This is a genomic window from Enterococcus camelliae (assembly GCF_042685105.1).
In the GTDB taxonomy this organism is placed as follows: Bacteria; Bacillota; Bacilli; order Lactobacillales; family Enterococcaceae; genus Enterococcus_G; species Enterococcus_G camelliae.
Genome location: NZ_JBHUMO010000005.1, coordinates 41,685 through 49,464, shown reverse-complemented (window position 1 = coordinate 49,464; position 7,780 = coordinate 41,685). Strand labels below are relative to the sequence as shown.

Sequence of the window (7,780 nt, the reverse complement as noted above, 5' to 3'; positions counted from 1 at the left end):
TCCTAAGTGTCTAGCATTGCGGCCCTTCGGGTCTGAAACTGTTTTCTTTCGTGGTCGCATCCTGGTCTTCATAGGTAAATCAATGTTACGAATTGAGAGCACAGTAGCATTGATCAACGCATAAACGGTCTTCGTGCATGGAACGCGTTCCTCAGGATGCGATTTCCTATAGGATCGCACAAACGTATCCACACTGTGAAGCCGTAGCCCATTCTTAGGCACTAGCTTTTCTGACAAAGCCGAAAGAAATGGTGCAGAATACTTATGATGATTTCTCGCATGCGAGTTGGCGCGATTTTCTTGATAGATTCGTGCACCTGAGACCGCGATATACTGTTCGTAGTAGTTACGTTGATAGTCAAGTTGGCGCGTTTTTCCGCGTCTCAATTCGCGGGAAACAGTCGATTGGCTGATTCCTAATTCGCACGCCATTTCAGCTTGTGTATAGGTACCGCATTTCGCCAGCTGTTCTAATTTTCCACGTTGGATGTCAGAAAGGTGCTTAAAGTGACGATTTTCTGTGGTATAATTGGCTTTAGTCATGTAGATACCTCTTTCATACTTATGGTTTTGTCGCTTTTAAGTATAACGTATCTACATGATTTTTTTTATTTCTTTATGCATTTCATTTTACAACTTACCTTTAAAAATTTTTATGTATGTTTGATTGACTGTCATATTAGGAAATGATAATATGATTCATATAAGAAAAAACTAATATGAGGTGATGAAATGAATGAAAACTATACTTTGCAGTTGAAATTATTGCATGGTTTTTCAAATAGGATCAGATATGCAATTTTAATGTCACTAAAAAATGGGGAACAAAATGTGACTGACCTTATTGAAACTGTTGGGGGTTCCCAATCGAGTGTTTCACAGCACCTTGCTTGTCTAAGAGATTGTGGATTGATTGAAAAACGTAATGAAGGAAAATATTATTTTTACCGGTTAACTACTCCTAAAATCGTTCAGTTATTGGATTTATTAAATGAAACAATAAGTGATTTTCATTGGGATGAAGCGACAGAAATTCTCAAATGTAAACATCATATGGATTAATTAGGAGGAAACGGAAATGCCAAAGAATGAAAAAGACAATGATTGCTGTACGGATGAAAAATTGGAACGGAATGAAACGGAGTGTCATGATGAATGTTGCATGAATGAAAAGTTGAAACAGAGCGAAGTAAATAGCACTGGCGCCTGTTGTGATGATGAGCTCAAGGAAAATAATCAAGGGAATCGTGTTAATAAATCTTATCAAATTGAGGGAATGGATTGCGGCAATTGTGCGTTGACGCTTGAAAAAGCCATCAATCAATTACATGGAATTCAAATGGTTACCGTCAATTTTAGTACTGGCACGATGAAGATTCTAGCCGATGATCAAGTGAATTTACAGGAGATTCCCGCAACAGTTGCTAAACTTGGCTATAAGATTGCGAATCAGCCTAAATTGGATATCATAAAAATTAAGGGAATGGATTGTGGCGGTTGTGCTCAAACAATTGAAAAACATTTTTCGACTCTACCACAAGTGGGCAAGGTATCCGTTAGTTTTGCCACTGGTACGATGCAGATTGAACATGCGCTAGCGATTAAAGACATTAAGCATGAATTGAAGAAGATTGGGTATTCTGGTTCCATAGAAGAAACCCATGATTCTAAAACATCTTTCTTTATTGTTGATGGCAATCAAGTGGTTATTATTTCAGGTTTATTATTGATTCTCGGATATTTTACTTCAATTATTTCAGCCTCATTTTTTTCAAATTTGTTTTTTGCTCTATCAATGATTATCAGTGGTTCACGGCCAGCTAAAAGTGCCTATTATACTTTGAAAAGTATATCACTGGATATGAATGTCCTCATGATTTCAGCTGCCATTGGTGCAGGCGTTATCGGTGAATGGAGTGAAGGTGCACTAGTTGTTTTCTTATTTGCGATTGGTAGTCTTTTGCAAAATAAAGCGGTTGAAAAAACGCGAAATTCTATTAAAAGTTTGCTGGATTTAACACCTGAAGTGACGCAAGTGAAACAAGGTGATCGTTTTATTGAAAAACAGGTTACTGACATCCAATTAGATGACGTGATTTTTGTTAAAGCCGGTGAGCGAATTCCTTTAGATGGTGTTGTGCTAAAAGGAAATTCTTCTGTTGATCAGGCACCAATTACAGGTGAATCAATTCCTATTACCAAAGTCGTCACTGATGCAGTCTTTGCTGGTACGATTAATCAGGAGGGTTCTTTAGAAATAAAGGTAACCCATTTGAGTGGGGAATCAACGATTGCTCGTATCATTCAAATGGTAGAAGAAGCGCAAGAAAAAAAGGCCCCTTCGGAAGCTTTTGTAGATCAATTCGCTAAAATATATACGCCAATCGTATTTATTATGGCGTTAGCAGTCATGATCGTTCCACCACTTTTTAGTCAATCCTCATTCTCGGAATGGTTTTATAAGGGATTAGAATTACTGGTTGTTGCTTGTCCCTGTGCTTTGATCATCTCTACGCCAGTGACTATTGTTTCTGCAATTGGAACCGCGGCTAAAAATGGCATATTAATTAAAGGAGGAAACTATTTAGAAAAAGCGGGGAGTTTAACTGCTATCGCTTTTGATAAGACTGGAACGATTACAGAAGGACGGCCAAAAGTTTCCAAAGTTCAAGGATATGGTGAAACTGAAACTGAAGTCTTACGTTTACTGGCAGCACTGGAAGTCCATACAACTCACCCAATCGGGCAAGCGATTGTAACTTATGCTACGGAAAAACAAGTACCAATTTTAGCAGCAACTGCTTTTCAAAATATTTCAGGAAAAGGAGTGACTGGAGATATTTCTGAAGTAACGTATTTTGCGGGAAATGTCGCTCTATTTGAAAAGGATATTTTAACACCTGAGCAGATGCAACAGGTGAAACAATTTCAAAGCTCAGGACATACAATTGTTCTTCTGGGTACGGCTACTAGAGTGTTAGGATTGGTAGCTGTTGCAGATAGTATTCGTCAGTCATCAAAGCAAGCAATTGAAAATCTGCAAGAGTTGGGTATTCGACAAACAATTATGCTAACTGGTGATAATCAGGGAGCTGCACAAGAGATTGCTCAAAAAACAGGAGTCACTACAGTTTATGCCAATCTATTGCCAGAAGAGAAGGTTCAGAGAATTGAACAATTAAAAAATGACGGAGAAGTTGTTGCAATGGTCGGTGATGGTATCAATGATGCACCTGCACTTGCATTGTCAGATGTTGGGATTGCAATGGGCGGGGTAGGTACCGATACCGCGATTGAAACAGCAGATATTGTTTTAATGGCAGATAATTTAACACAATTACCGTTTACAGTTGAATTAAGTAAAAAGGCTCAAAAAATTATCAAACAAAATATTACATTTTCACTGCTTGTTAAACTAATTGCTTTATTATTCATTTTCCCTGGTTGGTTAACTTTATGGATAGCAGTTCTTAGTGATTCCGGATCTGCGATTTTGGTAACTTTAAATGCTTTGAGAGTGATAAAAAAAGAAGAATATTAAGTTAAGATTGCATGTAAAAAAACGAATCTTGAACATAGGGGGGGATGACGGGAAAGTATCAACGGTTATGATTAGAATCAATAACAAATGACTTTATCATAATAATAGATGGTTACGTATATCAATTGATGATAAAGAATCAGGAACCGAAGAACACATAATCTCATTTTATAGTTTACTAAAGGTTTGATTCAGGTATAATAACACCTAGAGAACGGAGGAATTTGTATGTCCAAAAATAAAATAGCTACCTATGAACTAGTGTTAGCTCAATTAAAAGGTCTACTTGAAATCGAAACCAATTGGATTGCTAATTTAGCTAATTCTTCTGCATTATTAAATGAATCTTTTCCAGAAACGGTCTTTGCAGGTTATTATTTGTTTACTGAAGGCAAGCTGGTTTTAGGACCTTTTCAAGGGAAAGTATCTTGTACACGGATCGCCTTAGGTAAAGGCGTTTGTGGTGAAGCTGCTGAAAAAGGCAGCACGTTGATTGTTGAGGATGTTACCAAACATAAAAATTATATATCTTGTGATTCGGCAGCGGTATCTGAGATTGTTGTTCCGATGATTCACAATGAAAAGCTACTTGGGGTCCTTGATTTGGATAGCCGCTTGCTTGCGAGCTACGATCAAATAGACCGAGAGTATTTAGAAAAATTTGTTCACTTACTACTGGCCAATTTCAAAAAAGAACCTTCCCATAGTTAGGGAAGATTCTTTTACCGTTCAGCGTCATTTAATGGGTATATCGTTATCTCTTACCCGACAAAACGCCGTATAACCAATCAAATGGTGCAAAGAAGATATCTTCCATTAGTATCCGCCTCCTTGTAAGAAAAGCATAGCATGAAAAAAGATTACATGAAGATGAGTTTTGTTACGTTTTAAAAAAGTTTAAGACGAACATGACAAAAAAGTTTATTCTGGTTGAGGATAGATTTCAAAACCATATTGTTTAATATGTTCCTGTAACATTGTCAAATAGGTGGAAGCTAAGGGGCTAATGACCCTTTGCTTTTGCTTTAACCAACCGATTGTGATGGTGTCATCATATTCGAGAGGGATAGCAACAATTTTGTCATCATTCAATTCACTACTGATAATACCAGAGCTAATTGTATACCCATCTAAGCCGACCATGAGATTAAAAATTGTTGCGCGATCGCTCACTTTGATTTCTTTTTTGCGATTCCACGTACTCAGAATTTCTTCAGAAAAATAAAAAGAATTGTTTTCTCCTTGTTCGTAACACAAATACGGATAGGGTTCTAAGTCTGACAGGGTTAGACTTGCTTTTTTTGTGAGCGGATTGTTTCGACTAACAAAGACATGGGGTTTGGCATCAAACAAAGGAGTAAAAAGCAAATCTTTTTCTTTAAAAAGCTTAGTCATCACCTGACGATTAAAGGAATTTAAATAAAGAATTCCTAATTCACTTTTAAATTGTACAAGATCATCAAAAATGTTTTCTGTCTCGGTTTCACGTAAGGTAAATCGATATTCGTCATTTGGCACTTTCCGAATGAGTTCAACAAACGCGTGAACGACAAACGCGTAATGTTGCGCAGAAACGGAAAAACTTTGCTTTCGTAACCCTTGATGTTTATATTTTTCTTCTAACAAATTTACTTGATCGAGAATTTGACGACTATACATTAAAAACTCTCGCCCTTCATTTGTCGGTGAGACACCTGTTTTACTGCGCAATAATAATTGAATGCCAAGCTCCTGTTCCAATTCTTTAATTGCGTTTGAGAGGCTCGGTTGTGTAAGGTAGAGTTCCTTGGCAGCTTCATTAATTGAGCGTTTCTCAATAATTTTTTCTAAGTAAATTAGTTGTTGTAGACGCATTGTTTTCCTCCATTTTTTTCTTAATTATAGAGCATGTTATAGGGAATAGCTATAACGTGCTCTTATTTTTTTCAGTTATCGCTTTTGGATTCCTCGTGTTAGAGTAATGCTAATTAGAACAAAGGAGGAACGAACATGGTCAAAACATCGGTCATTGGCTTTCCAAGAATTGGTGAATTTCGAGAATTGAAGTTTGCAACGGAAGCGTTTTTTAGAGGCGATATTCAAAAAAAGGATCTTTTGGAAAAAGGAAAAGAGTTGCGTAAAAAACATTGGCAACTTTTAAAAGATGAAGGAATAGACGAGATTCCAAGCAATGATTTTTCATTTTATGATACAACGCTGGATACCGCTTGCTTATTGAATGTTGTTCCAGCTAAGATTCGTTCGTTGCAGTTAGAACCCTTGGAAGAATATTTTGCATTGGCTCGTGGTTATCAAGGAGAAAAGGGCGACGTGAAGGCCTGGCCAATGAAAAAATGGTTTAATACAAACTATCATTACCTTGTCCCGAAAATAGAGGCAAATACGAAAATTCAGGTGGTGGGTACCAAAATTTTTGATGAATTCACTGAAGCAAAAGTTTTAGGAATTGATACTCGTCCCGTTATCCTCGGTCCATTTACTTTCTTGCAACTTGCAGAAATCGAAGAAGGTATTGACCAAGAGAAGCTCATCTCACAATTGATTGCTGCATACCAAGAAATTCTTTCAAGACTAGCAGATCTTGGCGCCAAAATAATTCAATTAGATGAACCTGGACTAGTGATGGATTTATCGGCGAAACAAGTGCAAGTATTTGAAAAAATTTATCAACACTTGTTAGCAAAGCGTCCATTAAAAGTTTTGGTCCAAACCTATTTTGGTGATGTGCGTGATGCGTATCAAACGCTGATTCATTTACCCTTTGATGCAATTGGGTTAGATTTTGTTGAAGGAAAGGAAACGCGACGTCTCATTGCGGATGGATTTCCCACAGATAAAGTTTTGTACGCAGGTGTGGTCAATGGAAAAAATATTTGGCGTAATCATTTTCAACAAACATTGGCTCTTTTGGAGGACGTGAAAAACCAGGCGTTTGTTCTTTCAACTTCTTGTTCTTTATTGCATGTGCCTTACACAACAGCGAATGAAAACTTCCCTAATGAAATCGTAACGCATTTTGCCTTTGCAAAAGAAAAACTAACAGAACTAACTGCATTAGCAGAATTAGTTGCGCACAAAAGTATGCATTTACTTCAAGAGAACACGGAATTGTTTAGCCAAAAACGCTTTGAAGAAAACGAACTTGTAAAAGAAAAACTTCAACAATTAACTCCCGATGATTTTGAAAGGGTCCCTAATTTTGATGAGCGGCGCCCCATTCAAAAAACAGTGTTTCATCTTCCAGAGTTACCAACGACCACGATTGGTTCATTTCCTCAAACAAAAGAAGTGAAACAAAATCGGTTGAAGTGGAAAAAAGGCGAGATTGATCAGGAACAATATGAACAGTTTATTGAAGAGAAAATTAGTGAATGGTTGATTTGGCAAGAGTCTATCGGATTAGATGTCCTCGTTCATGGTGAGTTTGAACGAAATGATATGGTGGAATATTTTGGACAACAGTTAGAAGGCTATTTGTTCAGTAAGAATGGATGGGTTCAATCATATGGCACGAGAGGAGTTAAGCCACCTATCATCTGGGGTGATATTGCTCGTAAAGCTCCGATGACGGTGAAATGGTCTGTCTTTGCTCAAAATCAGACCCAAAAAGTTGTCAAAGGCATGCTAACCGGTCCTGTGACAATTTTGAATTGGTCTTTTCCGAGAGAGGATGTTTCGACAAAAGAATCAACGCTACAATTGGCTCTAGCAATCCAAGAGGAAGTGCTTGATTTAGAAAAAAATGGCATTCGAATGATTCAAATTGATGAAGCAGCTTTAAGAGAAAAATTGCCACTCCGTCGTTCAGATTGGTACTCAGAATACCTAGATTGGGCGATTCCAGCATTTCGTCTGGTCCACAGCAAAGTAAAACCAGAGACACAAATTCATACGCATATGTGCTATAGCGAATTTACGGACATCATTGCTGCCATCGATCAAATGGATGCAGATGTAATTTCTTTTGAGGCTTCAAGATCCAATTTAGCTATTCTAGATGAACTGGTTCGCCGAAAGTTTAAGACAGCTGTTGGTCCAGGTGTTTACGATATTCATTCGCCTCGTATCCCCTCCGTTGCAGAATTAACAGCAACGATTGAGGCAATTTTAGCAAAGGTTCCTCGTGAGAAGGTATGGATCAATCCGGATTGCGGATTAAAAACAAGAGGAATTGAGGAAACAAAGGCAAGTCTTGCTAACATGACAAGAGCAGTGAAAGGCATTAGAAAGAAGTGAACG

At 37.6% G+C, this 7,780-nt stretch carries 6 protein-coding genes; 4 read left to right on the top strand and 2 right to left on the bottom strand.

Annotated features, from left to right (window positions below; genetic code table 11):
• The coding region (locus tag ACFSR0_RS01235; protein ID WP_379979096.1) for a helix-turn-helix domain-containing protein at positions 1 to 543 on the bottom strand (543 nt) is incomplete at its 3' end.
• A gap of 189 nt (positions 544 to 732) precedes the next feature.
• Here ACFSR0_RS01235 and ACFSR0_RS01230 point away from each other — a divergent pair.
• From ACFSR0_RS01230 to ACFSR0_RS01220, 3 genes are all read left to right on the top strand, one after another.
• Positions 733 to 1,062, top strand: coding sequence for an ArsR/SmtB family transcription factor (locus ACFSR0_RS01230; RefSeq protein WP_379979094.1), 330 nt, complete (start codon positions 733 to 735; stop codon positions 1,060 to 1,062).
• 16 nt (positions 1,063 to 1,078) lie between these two features.
• Positions 1,079 to 3,541, top strand: coding sequence for a heavy metal translocating P-type ATPase (locus tag ACFSR0_RS01225; RefSeq protein ID WP_379979092.1), 2,463 nt, complete (start codon positions 1,079 to 1,081; stop codon positions 3,539 to 3,541).
• A gap of 228 nt (positions 3,542 to 3,769) precedes the next feature.
• A complete protein-coding gene (locus ACFSR0_RS01220) occupies positions 3,770 to 4,252 on the top strand; it encodes a GAF domain-containing protein (RefSeq protein ID WP_379979090.1) in 483 nt (160 codons plus the stop codon).
• Positions 4,253 to 4,462: 210 nt separating this feature from the next.
• On the opposite strand, the gene ACFSR0_RS01215 is transcribed toward ACFSR0_RS01220, so the two are convergent.
• Complete coding sequence (locus ACFSR0_RS01215; RefSeq protein ID WP_379979088.1) at positions 4,463 to 5,395, bottom strand: LysR family transcriptional regulator; 933 nt, start codon at positions 5,393 to 5,395, stop codon at positions 4,463 to 4,465.
• Between the two features lie 135 nt (positions 5,396 to 5,530).
• Between ACFSR0_RS01215 and metE the strand changes: the two genes are divergently transcribed.
• Entirely contained in the window at positions 5,531 to 7,777 is a 2,247-nt protein-coding gene (metE, locus tag ACFSR0_RS01210) for a 5-methyltetrahydropteroyltriglutamate--homocysteine S-methyltransferase (RefSeq protein WP_379979086.1), read from the top strand.
• Positions 7,778 to 7,780: the final 3 nt, after the last annotated feature.